The organism is Wolbachia endosymbiont of Oryzaephilus surinamensis (assembly GCF_025617515.1).
GTDB lineage: Bacteria > Pseudomonadota > Alphaproteobacteria > Rickettsiales > Anaplasmataceae > Wolbachia.
On sequence record NZ_CP092526.1, the window covers coordinates 296,028 to 311,336 of the forward strand.

The 15,309-nt window shown below is 33.4% G+C and carries 15 protein-coding genes; 12 read left to right on the forward strand and 3 right to left on the reverse strand.

What is annotated here, in order from left to right; all coding sequences use genetic code 11:
* The 12 genes from MJ631_RS01310 to MJ631_RS01365 all read left to right on the forward strand — a co-directional run bounded on the left by MJ631_RS01310 (position 1) and on the right by MJ631_RS01365 (position 8,350).
* Positions 1 to 510, forward strand: coding sequence for a phage tail protein (locus MJ631_RS01310; RefSeq protein WP_262986522.1), 510 nt, complete (start codon positions 1 to 3; stop codon positions 508 to 510).
* On the forward strand, positions 507 to 983 hold the full coding sequence (locus MJ631_RS01315) for a hypothetical protein (RefSeq protein WP_262986523.1): 477 nt from the start codon (positions 507 to 509) through the stop codon (positions 981 to 983). The genes MJ631_RS01310 and MJ631_RS01315 overlap by 4 nt, the downstream gene beginning before the upstream one ends.
* Positions 970 to 1,434, forward strand: a complete 465-nt coding sequence (locus MJ631_RS01320) for a phage baseplate assembly protein V (RefSeq protein WP_262986524.1) — start codon at positions 970 to 972, stop codon at positions 1,432 to 1,434. The genes MJ631_RS01315 and MJ631_RS01320 overlap by 14 nt, the downstream gene beginning before the upstream one ends.
* Positions 1,435 to 1,689, forward strand: coding sequence for a PAAR domain-containing protein (locus MJ631_RS01325; protein ID WP_019236415.1), 255 nt, complete (start codon positions 1,435 to 1,437; stop codon positions 1,687 to 1,689).
* Positions 1,690 to 1,718: 29 nt separating this feature from the next.
* Positions 1,719 to 2,756, forward strand: a complete 1,038-nt coding sequence (locus MJ631_RS01330; protein WP_262986525.1) for a PDDEXK nuclease domain-containing protein — start codon at positions 1,719 to 1,721, stop codon at positions 2,754 to 2,756.
* Between the two features lie 7 nt (positions 2,757 to 2,763).
* The gene (locus MJ631_RS01335; RefSeq protein WP_263858714.1) at positions 2,764 to 3,099 is read left to right on the forward strand and encodes a GPW/gp25 family protein; all 336 of its coding nucleotides are present in this window, start codon (positions 2,764 to 2,766) and stop codon (positions 3,097 to 3,099) included.
* Between the two features lie 2 nt (positions 3,100 to 3,101).
* A complete protein-coding gene (locus MJ631_RS01340) occupies positions 3,102 to 3,902 on the forward strand; it encodes a baseplate assembly protein (protein ID WP_262986527.1) in 801 nt (266 codons plus the stop codon).
* On the forward strand, positions 3,887 to 5,041 hold the full coding sequence (locus MJ631_RS01345) for a phage tail protein (protein WP_262986528.1): 1,155 nt from the start codon (positions 3,887 to 3,889) through the stop codon (positions 5,039 to 5,041). The genes MJ631_RS01340 and MJ631_RS01345 overlap by 16 nt, the downstream gene beginning before the upstream one ends.
* A 167-nt stretch (positions 5,042 to 5,208) precedes the next feature.
* On the forward strand, positions 5,209 to 5,913 hold the full coding sequence (locus MJ631_RS01350; RefSeq protein ID WP_262986529.1) for an ankyrin repeat domain-containing protein: 705 nt from the start codon (positions 5,209 to 5,211) through the stop codon (positions 5,911 to 5,913).
* Between the two features lie 31 nt (positions 5,914 to 5,944).
* A complete protein-coding gene (locus tag MJ631_RS01355) occupies positions 5,945 to 6,418 on the forward strand; it encodes an ankyrin repeat domain-containing protein (protein ID WP_262986530.1) in 474 nt (157 codons plus the stop codon).
* A 4-nt stretch (positions 6,419 to 6,422) separates the two neighbouring features.
* Complete coding sequence (locus tag MJ631_RS01360; protein ID WP_262986531.1) at positions 6,423 to 6,854, forward strand: DUF2924 domain-containing protein; 432 nt, start codon at positions 6,423 to 6,425, stop codon at positions 6,852 to 6,854.
* Positions 6,855 to 6,856: 2 nt separating this feature from the next.
* Positions 6,857 to 8,350, forward strand: a complete 1,494-nt coding sequence (locus MJ631_RS01365) for a recombinase family protein (protein ID WP_262986532.1) — start codon at positions 6,857 to 6,859, stop codon at positions 8,348 to 8,350.
* Positions 8,351 to 8,788: 438 nt separating this feature from the next.
* Here MJ631_RS01365 and MJ631_RS01370 read toward each other — a convergent pair whose 3' ends face one another.
* The 3 genes from MJ631_RS01370 to MJ631_RS01380 all read right to left on the reverse strand — a co-directional run bounded on the left by MJ631_RS01370 (position 8,789) and on the right by MJ631_RS01380 (position 14,939).
* Complete coding sequence (locus MJ631_RS01370) at positions 8,789 to 10,735, reverse strand: ankyrin repeat domain-containing protein (protein WP_262986533.1); 1,947 nt, start codon at positions 10,733 to 10,735, stop codon at positions 8,789 to 8,791.
* 658 nt (positions 10,736 to 11,393) lie between these two features.
* Entirely contained in the window at positions 11,394 to 13,592 is a 2,199-nt protein-coding gene (locus MJ631_RS01375) for a hypothetical protein (RefSeq protein ID WP_262986534.1), read from the reverse strand.
* A gap of 9 nt (positions 13,593 to 13,601) precedes the next feature.
* A complete protein-coding gene (locus MJ631_RS01380) occupies positions 13,602 to 14,939 on the reverse strand; it encodes a hypothetical protein (protein ID WP_262986535.1) in 1,338 nt (445 codons plus the stop codon).
* Positions 14,940 to 15,309 lie beyond the last annotated feature (370 nt).

Genomic DNA, 15,309 nt, shown 5'->3' on the forward strand with positions numbered 1-15,309 from the left:
ATGTCTATTCATATAGAAGTTGAGGTAATAGAAAGTGTAAATGCTAAAAGAAGAAAAGTAGAATTAGCAACGGTAAAGGCATTAAACAAAACGGCACTATGGTTAAAAGCGCAAGCAGCTAAGGAAATTAGTGAGGAAAAGCAGATAAAATTGACGTTAATGAGAAGAAGGCTAAGAATTTTTAAGGCGAAAACTAGCAGATTAGAAGTGTTAATTAGAGCAAATCTCTATGACATTAGAGCATCGACAATTGGCAAAATACAAAAAACAAGAAGAGGATCGAAAGTAGGAAAGCATGAGTTTATAGGAGGATTTGCAGCAGTTATGCCAAAAGGAAATAGCGGTATTTTTAAACGTGAAGGAAGAGCAGCATTGCCAATAAAGGAAGTTAAGTTGCCACTAGAACCTGAGGCTTCAAGGATAATAGGAAATCTTGTTAATTATGAGGTTGAGAAAGTATTTACAAAATTTTTTGAACGTGAATTAAGTTATATTACAGGAAGTGTATGAATTTTAAAGATTTGCATAACGCAATCTGCACTACGCTGAAGAGAGAAATACCAGCAATACAGACATGTGAAATTTATCCATCGATAAGAAAAGAATTATTAGCGCCAGCGTTATTTGTAGAGCTTGTGAGTTTAGAATCGGGAAAAGATCCAGGAACAGAAGAATTAGCGTTGAGAGCAAAATTTGAAGCACGAATTGTAGTTGATGGAACAGTCGAGGATTCCTCGGTAGTTGTAAGGTCATTAGCAGCAGAAGTAGCAAGAGTAGTAAATAAAAATACTTGGAACGTAAAGAATATTTCTCCTGCTGAATTTCTCTCTGCAGAGCCTGATGGATTTAGACCCGAATTAGATGCATATTTGGTGTGGATGGTTGATTGGAGTCATCAGCTTCATTTAGGTAAATCAGTATGGGAAGAGGGGAAAATTAAGCCACATAAAATAGCAGTAGGAGAAATGCATGTTGGAAAATAATTTTGCCATTGCAGAGTTACAGAGAAAAGTAGCGAATATCATTCGTATAGGAGTTGTAAAAGAAGTAGATTATGAAAAAGCAAAAGTAAGAGTGAAAATAGGAGAATTTTTAACAGATTATTTACCGTGGATAACAAGTAAAGCAGGAAAAGATAGAAATTGGTCTTCACCAGGTATCGATGAACAAGTTGTGGTATTTTCTCCTTTTGGTGAACTATCATTAGGAGTGGTATTAGGAGGGATATACCAGGAAAAATACCCTGCATCAGAGAATAAAAAAGAGGTGAGTAGCTTAACATTTCAAGATGGAACAAAGTTGTCATACGATAAAGATAAACATCATTTAGAGATTGAAGTAGTAGACAAAATAACACTGAAAGCTGGGGAATCGAGAATAGAAATGACAAAAAGTGGAATAAAATTGAAGGCAGATAAAATAAACCTTAATTAAATGAATAAATCGGTTGTGCGAGTAGGAGATCATTGTGCAGAAGCAACACTACATTTTTGCGTTAGTGGCAGTAACAATGTTTTTGTAAATGGTAAGCCAGTTTGCCGAAAAGGAGATAATTTTACAGAAGGTAGAGTATTAACTGAAGGATCAAAAACAGTGTTTGCAAATGGGTTTGGAGTGGGAAGAGTTGGTGATATGGTTTCTTGTGGTTCCAAGGTGATCAGTGGTAGCAGTAACATTTTTTCAGGATAAAATATGCTATACTTATTAAAAATAAAGTTATGAATATGGATATAACTACTAGCCTATTAGGAGACATTAGTAATTTAATAGATAGAGCAAAAAATCATCTTTCTGTTCAATTCAATTCTACTCTAGTATTGTTAAACTGGGAAATTGGCTCTAGAATTGATCAAGATATTCTAAAGCACAAACGTGCAGATTATGGGAAGCAAATCATCTCCCAACTTGCAAAAGAACTTCAGATTAAATATGGACGTGGTTTTGATAGAGCGTCATTATTTCGTATGGTGCAATTTTCTAAATTCTTTTCTGATCAAGAAATTGTCGCGACACTGTCACAACAATTGAGTTGGTCACATTTTGTAGAAATTATTGCAATTTCTGATGAGCTGAAGCGTAATTATTATATAGAAATGTGTCGTATTGAAAGGTGGAGTGTTAGGGCACTACGTAGTAAAATCGATACTATGTTGTATGAACGTACAGCGCTAGCAAAAAAACCTGAAGAGTTTATAAGAAGGAGTATAAAAAATTTACGTGAAGAAAATATGTTAGCACCAGAATTCATTTTTCATGACCCATACTTCCTTAGCTTCATGGAATTGCCATCAAGTTATAGTGAGACTGATCTAGAAAATACAATCTTGGATGAATTGACAAAATTTTTACAAGAGTTTGGAAATGATTTTTGTTTTGTAACACGTCAAAAAAGGATGAGTACTAAAACAACTGACAGGTATTTGGACCTGCTATTTTTTCACAGAGGATTAAAACGCCTTATAGCAATAGAACTAAAAATAGGTCGCTTTGAACCAGCTTATAAAGGACAGATGGAATGGTATTTAAATTGGTTAGATAAAAATGAACGAAAAGCAGGTGAAGAAAAACCGTTAGGGATTATTTTATGTGCTGATAAGGATCAAGAGGATATAGAATATCTTGAACTCGAAGGCTCTAATATTCATGTTGCACAGTATTTAACACAGCTTCCTTCTAAAGAAATTCTTGAAAAGAAGTTGAGAAAGGCTATTTCTATAGCACGTGAAAAACATGCAAGTATTAAGTCAGAGCCATGAAAAATATATGAGAGGAATGGATGCTAAAACAGGGAAAGAATTAGAGGGAATAGAACATCTGAAACAATCGATAATTGATATACTGACCACTCCAGTAAACAGTAGAATAATGAGGAGAGATTATGGGTCAAGATTATTTGAATTGGTGGATAAGCCAATAAATAGAGATTTAACACTTGAGATATATGCAGCAACTGCAGAAGCTTTGGAAAAATGGGAAAAGAGGTTGAAACTGGAAAAAGTAAAGATGACAGAGGTGAAAGAAGGAAAAGTAACGCTTGACCTAGAAGGATTATACGTACCAAGTGGGAAAAACATTCGCTTTGATGGAGTCGTAGTATAAAGATGCAGCAGACTAACATTATTGAGCCACTGAACTTTGAAGAGATTTTTGCTCGGATGAAAGAAGAATTAATAAGTCGAGATAAAAGTTTTACAGCACTAATTGAAAGTGACCCAGCGATAAAGGTATTAGAAGTAGCAGCATGGAGAGAGTTGTTACTCAGAGAAAGAATAAATGAAGCTGTAAAAAGTAATTTACTAAAATTTGCAACAGGAGAAGATCTTGGTAATTTAGCTGAGTTTTATGGAGTAGAGAGGCAGAAAGAAGAAGATGATGAACGATTTAGAAAAAGAATTAAAGCAAAGATAGCAGGTTGGTCAACAGGAGGAAGTAAGGAATATTATAAATATCATGCACTGTCAGCAGATAGTAGAGTAAAAGATGCACTAGTGGAATCAACTATACCAGGGAAAGTACAAATTTCAATCTTATCAACACAATTATCCACAACTGGCATAGTGTCAGAAGAGCTACTAGAAATTGTAAAAAAGCAGGTTACTAGAGATGATATAAGGGTTTTAACAGATACAATAACAGTAGCTGGTTGCAATATTATGGAAATAGATATCCACAGCAGAATCAGCACGAATTATATAATATCAGAGGAAGAAATCAAGAAGCAGTTTATTGAGAAATTTGAATTAGCAAAAAGATTAGGGTGGAGTGTAACAAGATCTTGGATAATAGCGAATCTATTTGTAGATGGTGTAAAAAATGTGGAATTAATTGAGCCAAGAGAGGATGTTGTGGTGCTAGGTAACGAGTGTGCAAATTTGCGAAATTTAAAATGCTATTGCCACTAAACGCAACAAAACAAGAAAAAGCGCTGGTAGATGCGATAGATTATAAAGTAGATCCAAGCTGTATAAGAGGGTTTAAATTTAGATTAGAAGAAAGAATATTACCTTGGCTAATTGAGGAATATGAATTGGGGGAAATACTACGCTGGGTAAAAGATAGAAGAAAAGCCGTAGTAGAAGGAGTAAAATTTCAAAGACTGCGAGGAACACCTAAATCACTTAAAATAGCACTCAAGTGGGCAAATATAGAAGATATTACAATTATTGAGGAGCCACCTGGCAAGCACTTTTTTGAATTACAGATAGGAATAAAAGATGTTCCAAATGACTTTTTTGTGGATGCAGTAGTAGAACTTGCAAAACTATCGTTACCAGCAAGATCGCGGCTAATGAGGATTTTCAATGATCACTATAACGTTGATAGGTTTATTTTAGATGAAAGTTTATTCGGCAGCTTATTGTCAGACTATTCAGGTAGAAAAGTTGAAAAAGATGGACCAGTGTTGTCATTTGGTAGAAAGAACGCATTTGAGCTAAAAATCTTAAATCCAAGTTTTAAGTTTAGTACTTTTCGTGTTCATTATGAGCAAGCATTTAGTAATGATGTATATCGGTTAGATGTGGCAGTACTTGGAGAAACAGAGCCTCACATAAAGGATTACCAAGGCATTTATGAAAGAAGTCATCAGTGGTATAACTTAAAAGCCCTGTATCCTCTAACTCAAAGCTTATTACCATCGATTAAATTTGCAAAAGCGCAGATAGTATTATCGGACAGTTGGAACTTAGGAGAAATAAATGAGTGCTTTCCAGTTAGTAGCGTAGAAGAAAGAGGAAATAAATTTGTATTGGGAAGCGATAAACTTTCAGGGCAATATTGGAATTTAAAACACAAGCCAATTTTAGAAAGATTTAGCGTCACTCATTTTTATCAAACAAAGAATTTCATTGACCAGAAAATAGTAGGATGCGTTATAGCAGAACACAATGTTTACTATAAAAATGATTTAGAGCAAAAAGACTCAATACACGAATTAGAAAAGCACATTTTAGTATTTTATCCAGGAGTACTGAAGTGGCATGAACATCGACATTTGCACAGAAGTTGGAAAGATAGTCGAATAATATCTCTAATAAGTTAAGTGCTTATATTTAGATACTCATATATTATGTTAATAATAGGTTAAAATGTATGAAATAAAAAGAAAAGGACTTGCTTTCTCATGCTAAAAAGGACATGACTTGAATAGCAGCAGGTAAATATAAGAAATTTATCTGGCGCTAGAAAAGCTAGTTTTGTGAGGTAAGTATGAAGTTTAGCAAAGAATCTTTTAGTAAGTTTTTTAAAGAAGTATCAAGTAACGATATTAATAGAAGAAATGAAGAAGGAGAGACGATATTGCATCAAGCAGTAGAAATCTCTGATTACAAAACAGTGAGATTATTAATAAAAAAAGGAGCGGAGATCAATGCAAGAGATAAAAATGGTTATACACCTCTGCACTGTGCAGTATTTGCGAAAAGCTTAGAAAATGTAAAAGTGCTGCTAAGGGAAGGAGCGGAAGTAAATGCCACTCAATATGTCAGTGGATGTACGCCACTGCACTCTGCATGCAAAGGAGCAGGAGTTGAAATAATAAAAGAGCTGGTAAAGGCTGGAGCTGAAGTTAATCAACTGAATAAGTACGGCGCAACGCCAATGTATTACATCTGGGAAAGTGAAAAGTATCGTCTATGTGATAGCAAAGAGAGTGAAAAGGCAAGTAAATTTTTGAGAGAAAAAGGAGGAGTAACAAAAAGTAGAGAACTGACGTGCTATGGAATAGAGAGGCTAGTGGGAGAAATAGCAGACATGTTGAATGGGAGTTATTTACCAGAGCTAAAAATAATAGAGATAGGAGAAATAAGGAAGAAAGATAAGTCACTAATAAAGGAAGAATGTAAAAATTTAGCAAGCGAGATAATGAGCCAAGTAAACGAAATGATAGATGAGGTGGTGAGAAGGAAAGCTTAAAAAAAAGGTCAAAGAAAAGGTGAGGTAAATTATGTTAAAGTTTGGCAAATTTAATAAGTCAGCAAAAGAATTATTAGAGAACTCATATGAAAATATTTATGAAAGAGACAAGAAGGAAAGAACAGCTCTGCATTATGCAGTAGACGCAAAAACAGTGAAGTTGTTAGTTGAAAAAGGAGTGAATGTGAATGCAGCAGATGTGAAAGGATACACAGCACTGCACCTAGCGGTAACGGAGAAACGTCTAGAAATCGTGAGGGAATTGATAAAATCAGGAGCAGACGTAAATGCTGAGGAATATGGAAATAAATGCATACCTCTACACCTTGCGTGCATGGTGGGGAAAGTTGAAATAGTAAAAGAGTTAGTGGAAGCAGGAGCAGAAATAGAGCAAGCGGATAAATTTGGAATGACAGCGATGGATTATGCGAAAACCAGTAAAGAAGTAACTGAAGTATTGAAGAAAGAAATAGACAGAATTGAAAAGTTATTTATGAAAGGCTAAAAATATGGAGGAAGAAATAGAAAAGAAAGTAATGAATTTAGAGAGAAAACCTTTGGGTGAGCTGAGAAAAATATGGAAGAAGGTATATGGGGAAGAGGCGCCTAGATACTCAAAGAAATATCTGATACCAAGATTATCTTATAGAATGCAGGAGGAAGCGTATGGAAAAATGTCAAGAAAGGGGACAAAAAGACTAGAGTATCTGGCAGATCGGCTGGAGCAGGGAAAAAGAATAAGTAGTGACAAATTACCAGTAGAAGGAACAGAGCTAATATTAGAAAGAGGGGAAGAGACTCACGCAGTAATGGTAACAGATAAGGGTTTAATCTACAGAGAAGAATTTTTCACATCATTATCAGCAGTAGCCGGAAAAATAATGGGAATGAGCTATAATGGGCCGCTCCTATTTGGTTTGCGTGATAAAAATGGAAGTTGAGAATGCTAAAAGAAGTAAGATGTGCGATATATACAAGAAAATCAAATGAGGATGGACTAGAACAAAAGTTTAACAGTCTTGATGCGCAGCGAGTAGCATGTGAAAAATACATAAAGAGCAGAGAGAGTTGGGTAGCATTGGCAAAAAGGTACGATGATGGAGGTTTCTCAGGAAAGAATTTAGAAAGACCAGCGATAAAGGAGTTGTTTGAAGATGTAAAAAAAGGAGAAGTGGACTGTGTGGTAGTATATACACTAGATAGGTTATCAAGAGAAACAAAAGACAGCATAGAAGTAACGTCATTTTTTAGAAGGCATAGAGTAAATTTTGTAGCAGTAACGCAGATATTTGACAATAATACGCCAATGGGAAAGTTTGTACAAACAGTATTGTCAGGAGCAGCACAACTAGAAAGAGAAATGATTGTAGAAAGGGTAAAAAATAAAATAGCAACATCAAAAGAACAAGGATTATGGATGGGAGGAACTTTGCCGCTTGGATATGATGTAAAAGATAAAGAATTAATAATAAATGAAAAAGAAGCAAAGGTGGTAAGGTATATATTTGAGAGATATTTGAAGCTGAAGTCAATGGCAGAGTTGGCAAGGGAGTTAAACAGAGAAGGGTACCGTACGAAAGGAAAATCAGATATCTTTAAAAAAGCGACGGTGAGAAGAATAATAACAAATCCAATATATATGGGAAAAATACGGCATTATGAGAAAGAGTATGAAGGAAAACATGAAGCAATAATAGAAGAAGAAAAATGGCAAAAAGCGCAGGAATTGATAAAGAATCAGCCGTATAGAAAGGCAAAATATGAGGAGGCGCTACTAAAGGGAATAATAAAGTGCAAGAGCTGTGGTGTAAATATGACACTAACGTATGCGAAAAAAGAAAATAAAAGGTACCGATATTACGTGTGCAATAATCATTTAAGGGGAAAAGGTTGTGAATCAATAAACAGAACTATAGTAGCAGGAGAGGTGGAAAAAGAAGTAATGAGAAAGACAGAGCAGCTATATGAAAATGGGAAAGAAAAGACCGAAGAAAAATGGAAAAATTTAAGTTTTGGAAAGCAGAAAGAAGTAGTGAAAAAGTTAATAAAAGGAGTAATGGTGAGAGAGGATGGAATGGAGGTGAGTTCTGAATCAGAGGAAAAATTTATACCAATAAAGAAGAAAGGAAATAAATGCACGGTAGTAGAACCAGAAGGTAAAACAAACAATGCGCTACTGAAAGCAGTGGTAAGAGCCCATCTGTGGAAACGGCAACTGGAGGAAGGAAAATACGAAAGTGTGAAAGATCTGAGTGCCAAAATTAATATAGGTACAAGACGTATACAGCAAATTTTAAGGCTAAATTATTTAGCTCCGAAAATAAAAGAAGACATAGTAAATGGGAGGCAGCCAAGAGATTTGAAGTTAGCTGAATTAAGGGAAATACCGATGCTTTGGGGTGAGCAATTGAAGAAATTTTACGGCTTAGCATCGTAACGTTTATAAAAACAACAATATGAAAAAACATCGAAAAAAGTATGTGCCAGAAAATTAAAAAAGGTTATTGCAAAAGGAGCTACTACAAAGAGCCACACAAAAAGATGTTGAAATTGATACAGAAGAGCAAATAAATGTTACAAAATCAATTATGCGAAAATATCAATATAAATGATGAAGATTTTGACATATTAGATGCAACAGCGGTAGAAGATGTATCCAATTTTAGCTGCATATTTTAATAGTAGATCTGGAGAGAAATTCTGTAAAAGGCGGCTCAGCCAATTGTATGTTCCATATCCTCATTTTGTAGCCAGCTTAAAAACAATATAAAAGAGTATTCTTAAAAGATCATAGACATTGGTACGAACTCCTTAATCTATAAATTACAGTAGTTTATATTTAAATAATAATCTTCAACTTTTTTAGCAAATTAATCTACCTAGAAACTTCTCTCCTAGGATCAGAAGTCCTTCTTAACTCTTCACGTTCTGTCCATTTGTTATTAGACTCGGTTATTACCTCAGGGCGCATTAATCCACCAGATCTTTCAAAGTACCCATTTTCAATAGCATCATAAACCAAATCTTCACCAAGTGCGCAATCATTACCTAATTCTTCTTTTCGATCTTTGAATTTTTCTAATATTTCCTCTCTATTACTCACTTTTACTATAATTTTGCTTTTATCCTGTATGTCAGGATACAGTCTAACATCTACATTTCCCAAACTAGTATAGAAGGTTAATACTATATCGCTGCCTTCTGTAAGATCTGTGTAATACCTTATTCCACCTTCAGTTTGAATTTCTACTTCACTACTACCGATCTTTACTATATTTCTTCCACACTTTACATCTCCATCGGTTAGACCTAAATCCCTTGCCCCATCTGTTATCTTTATAATGTCTATTTTACTATCTTTAGAATATTCTAAGTAAAAAACGGAGTTGTCTACTCTTGCATCTTTTAGCTCGCTATTGGTTGCACTTTTTGCGATTTCAATAAACTTATGAGAATTGCTAATATAATCTCTATAAGCTTTTTTTAGGTTAGTTTTATGCTCTTTAAATTCTGATGTCAGTGTGTTAGCATCAACTGTATTACCAAACACTGCCCCTTTTGATACTAATTGACATATTATATTACTAGCAACTTTAGGATTCTTTTCTAACTCACTGATTTTTTTCATCACATAATCGGTAAAAGTGTACTCATTACCTAAAAAAAAATCTTGTGAAGAAGAATAATTTAAACGTACACCAGACTTTATAGCATCGTTTACAATCTTTTCAAGTTCAGCCATATTTTGAGCTTGAAACACCTTATCAGAAAACTTATTTAACTTTTCCTTCTGATTTGAAGTTAAATTGACGAGTAATGTACTGGCCTGTCCTTTCTTTTGCTGACGATAAATATTTATATCATAATCTAATGCTCCTGCTTCTAAAAATATCTTTCTTAACTCTTGAGCAAGACCTTCATTGTCCCAAGCAAAACGATCAACATACGAAAACACTTTTGATTCACCCATTCCTTGCCGAATATTTAGCACCACTTTTAGGTCTGAATCTCTTTTATGCTTACTTAAAAACTCCTTTAAATTTTCAGTGCAGTCTGAATCGAGTACAAGTAAGTCATACAATTCCTTATTCATCTTTTTCTGTTTATCAGTTAAAAATAATTCTTCAATATTATAGCAGAGGTTATTAGTTGCTATTCGTTGTGGAGTTTTGCCCTTTCTACTTGTTATATTAGGGTTAGCTCCTTTTAAGAGAAGAGAGTTTGCATTATTGTAATGACCTTTGGCAGCAGCAAGGTATAATGGTGTTTTTCCTTTATTATCTTGTATGTTAGGATCTGCGCCTGCTTCTAAGAGTAAATCTATAGCCTGATTTCCTGTGCGACGAAATCCACCAATATTTGCTCCTGCAATCGCATGCAATACTGTTGATTGAGATTCTCCTCTTCTGAGGTTAAGAATTACTTTTAAATCTTTATTGTTTCTATTATCATGTAAAAATTCTTCAAGAGGTTCAGTATTATCAAATGAACCACAGTTAGAAGCTAAACATTTTAGAGCACTAAGTAACTTTTTGTTTAAATTTTTTTGACTTGGTGTAAGACCATGATCTAGAGCAAACCAAACACAAATCTGTTCACTTAATCCAAGTTTGCTATCTATCAAAGATGATGGTTCATTATAGTTTCTAACTGATGGTAAATCTCCTGAGTACCACATATCATTCATCAGTTCATTTAATAAATGCTCTTTAGATGATAAATGTTCTATAATGGATTCATATTCAAAATCAGATGGTTCTGGTTTGGATTTTGGTTTTAGTAGATTGATGATAGATTTTACTATCCCAGTAGACTCACCCATACTTACCCCTTAAGCTAAGATATATGATATATTGTATGCGATATATAACATTAAGTCAATAACCATAATCTTTTTACTACTCACGTCGTTAAGCTTTTGTTAAGTTTTTATGGTGAGTAACAATGGAGTATATAGAGAGGTTAAAAGTTGCTTATAGCTGCAAATTTGGGCTAATTTTACTATAGATTAACATAGTTAAAACTATACTTGATATCACTACTATAAGAGCATGATGAATTATGCTTTAAAGGAGTACGGAAACTGCTGAAGTTTTTACAGCAAACCTGTATGGAGCAACTTCAGCAGAATAAACAAATACATGCCAGTATTAGTAGAGAATTATTTATAAGTCAACTAACTTTTTCAAAAATATTTTAGCAAGAACATCAGTGTTGTGAAAAAAAGTTCAAAACCTTCCAGCCTTGGTAACTATTTACACAATACATACTTTTAGCTCTTAGCTATCTAAGGAATTCACTGGAGATTGATTACTATAAATGTAATTCATATTATGCTTAGTAATAAATGTATCGGAAAACGAACTTTTAACAGCACTCCATGTACTCGTATCAGGATCATTTTGTTTTCCTTCTATAACTTTGTCACAAAACTTCCCGATAGCATAACCTACTTAAGATGACTATTTCTTAAGACTAGATCACTGATTAACTGCTCGAGATAGACCTGCTTGTTGAACATAAGGTTGTTTGAGACTACCTGGCTGTTGACCAAAAGCAACCACAGAACTATGTCTTACATCTACCTCTACAAACTCATTACCAATTTTTATAAGGGAACCTTCATCTGTTGCACCTTTATTAAAAACAGCATATATCAGTTTCACTTTGCCAGCATCAGTAATTACCTTATACGCTTCACCTTCTTTATATCTTTTCAACTGGTCCTTAGCATCTTTTTCTTTTTTATCCAATTCTCCTTTCTTAGCAAATTTTAGCTCTATTCCAACTGGGGGGTATTCTTTTTTTTGATCAGTAGCATTTATAACCAACATAACATCCAACTTCTCTCCACCACCTATTTGAAATTCAGTAATAACTTTTATATTATCTTCTCCGTAGCTACTAAATAAACCATGCAATACAGCTTGAAATGTAGCCTCATTGCTTATTAATGATTTGAAAGGATGTAGTATATGAGAAATTTCTTCAAATAGTTTTTTGTAATCATCATATTTACCAGATTCTATAGCTTTGCTCAAAGCTGCTTTAAATTTTTTATTTTCCACAATTCGAGTAAAATTACCTTGTAAAATTTCTTTACCTCTTTTGTATTTGTCCAATGAGTCATACGTATTTACTTTAATTCCCTTATTCTTATTACAGTACTGATCAAATGGATTCTTATTACTAGGTGTACTGTATAAGTTACAGGTTATTTCTTGTATCTTTATGTCATTGACGTTTTGAATTCCCCTAATATTTTCAATAGGAATTCCTTTATTATCTGGCACTATCAATGCAAATTCATTTTTTTCATTTATGTTGAGTATAAGCACCTTCTTACCTAAAGTTAGCACTATAGTTGTAACACAATCCGCAATACTTTCTTTTGCTGCTTCTGGGCGTTTCTGTGATCCAGTAACCATTTTATCATTTTGATCATAAATAAAAATATGTTTACCTAACTTTTCACGCTTAATAATATTAGAAATAAGTACTAGCTGACCTAAGATCATTCTGCTGACATAATTAATATTATCACTTCCACCATTGCTCCAAACAATTCCATAGTAAAGATACTCTAGCTGTGTTCTTATCACCTCAGCATTCGCTGCTTCAGTGCCAAGTAACTTTTCTATTACAGAATTACCTTCTCGACTAAGAAAATTTTCTACATCAATTTTAACATTTTCGTGATGAACCATGTCAAAATTTAATCCTACACAAATAGCTTCATTAGCTATAGTAATCATTCTTATAGAGTTAGAAAAAGAGCCCTTAACATAATCTTGTGCTTGCTTCAATGCTTTTATCACTGTACTTATCTCACCAGTACCTGCTTTAAGCTCAATAATAATAGGAATACAGCTTAGCGACTTATCAGAACCGCGCACAAGTAAAATAATGTCTGCGTAACCTTTTCCAGCAAATAATTCGAGATAAAGTTTTAGGTGAAAACGATACTTAAAATTTATCAAAAACCCAGCTAAAAACCCATGATGACTTGATTCTTTACCGCTAAATAGAGTTTCTTTTTCATATTTCTTATAGACATTTGTAATATAATTAAACATTCTTCTAGCGTTCTTTTTTACTTCTTCGAAATCTTGATTACTCAATTTTGAAATTAAGCTCTCTAGGTCTTGTTGGTCACGATCTTTTTCTATTTCTGTAAAACCTTTTTGTGAATAATCAGTCTTTTTACTAAAAGCTGGATCAACATTTCCGTACTTTACTTCTTTTCCTGTAATTGTTATTTCATGCTCTTCTTTTTCTAGTTTATCAAACTCTGCTCCCATTTTCCATTTCTGTGCTATTTTTTCTAACTCTCCTTGAGAGAACTTTAGATGCATGTTACCATCAACTTGATCAGACACCGTTATACACTTAAGTCCCTCATTAGTTAATATAGCTATTTTTAAAGTTCTGTTATCATCAAAACGAAAACGAAGTTTTTTGATACCAATTTTAGTAGCAAGTTCTGTGTCTAATACAGTAGCAAACATACCAAAAAAGAAACTAGGGAAAAAGCCTGGCTTTCCAACTGAATGCAAAAAAGAAGGAGATTGATTGATAAACGATTGGAACCTTTTGTGAAAATCTAGGAACTCGTCTTTTGATTTATTTCTCATCAACAGAAGCTGTACCAACTCAAGCGGCTTGACATTACTTGGCATATTACTCTCCTATTTGCTATGGCCTAAAGATTTTATATTATATGGGGTATCAGTCGTACTGAGACTTGACTGTGGCAAAGTATCACCAGCTTCACGCAAAATTGATTCTTTAGAAGCTTCTTGAGCTAATTTAGAAAACACTTGTTCTCCTAATTGCAATTTTTTACCCCCATGAAATAACTGAATTTTACTTAATACAGAATCTTTAACCTTTATCATCTCTTCACCACTCATTTCTTTTACATGCTTTAATATCTTCCCTAATATTTCTTCTTTACTTACCCCTTGTCTACTTGGATCCACAATTAAATTTGCTATTGTATATGTAACTGAATAGTCTACAAAAATAGAGGAAATAGATTGCTCCCCGCGGTCTTGAGTTTTTAATTTTATTATACGTTCCCAAACATTCATCATACATTTTTTTGTTTCTTCAGACAGATCTGGATTCTTCAGTACTTGATCTGATAATGAAGATAAAAAAGTTGTGTAACGTTCACATTCAATCTGACTACACAATCGGCTTAATTCCATAAAAGAATCAAAGTAATACTGACCTACTAGCATATTCAACACTGCATAATAAGTATTTTCCTTATAATCTCTATCTAGTAATTTTTTCTTTTGTTCATCATCCATTTTAGACAGGCAAAACTCTATAGTGTCTACTTCTTTGTAACCCTTTACTGCAGATAAAGCTGCTTCAATTAACAAATTATTTTTATCTTGACTAGAAATACTGGAATCATTGTGTAATTTATTATAGAAGAACTCTATACCTTCTTCCCAGTTTTTATTAGAATTTATCTGTATGGATTTTTGCAAACCTTCAACTGATTTATATTCGTTTAGTTTTCCAATCTGCTTATCAATAAGAAAAGACCAGAAAGCTTCTATAGGGCTAGTTTCTTCGATATTTTCCAATAATTCTCTTCTCAGATCATCATCAGATCCATCCTCTTCAAAGACACTTCTCTTAAATCTCATAAATACTTGTTCAAACAATCCAGGAATCTTATCTTCTAGACAATATTTACATGCCAAGTAATATCTATCTGCAAGATCAAGCGGATTTTCTTTTCCATTTTTATTTTTTTCTTCAGTTAGCCTTTCACCAACAGCTTTATTTTTTAATTTTATTCCATCCCAACAAGAATTATCAGAGAATATATCAGAGAAAAATTTTAATTTTCCCTCATCAAAATCTTCAATTAATTGAATATAAACCCTCAACCATCTTTCTACTCTAAGATGTTTTCTTGCTTTAACTTGATTATCGTCGCCTTTAATACCACCTTTTAATATATCAAGTATTTTATTGTAATTGTGATCCAAACCAGATTCCATACCCGCAACCCCATTTTGTATTTTAATATAAACTTTAGTCTAGTAAATTATCGTTGCCAAGCCAATCTTTTTCTCCAAACCTTACCACTGCACAACAGGAAATTTCTTGAGAGCCAAGTATGATATTTTCATTCTAATAATTAATTATTATAAAACATTTTTATTTACGAAAAAATAGACCTTGTTGTAACTAAAGAAACGTCTATTTTAGTGCTGCAAAAATTTGAATTATTGACTCTTTCTAAAATTGCAAAAAAGGTCGTATATTTGTGAGAGCATGTTGTGTAAAAATAAGGTTGTAAAAATAGAAGCTTGAAATTTTTGCAACAAAATTAGGCAAACTAGTTCGTATGTAAACATGGCTAAAGTA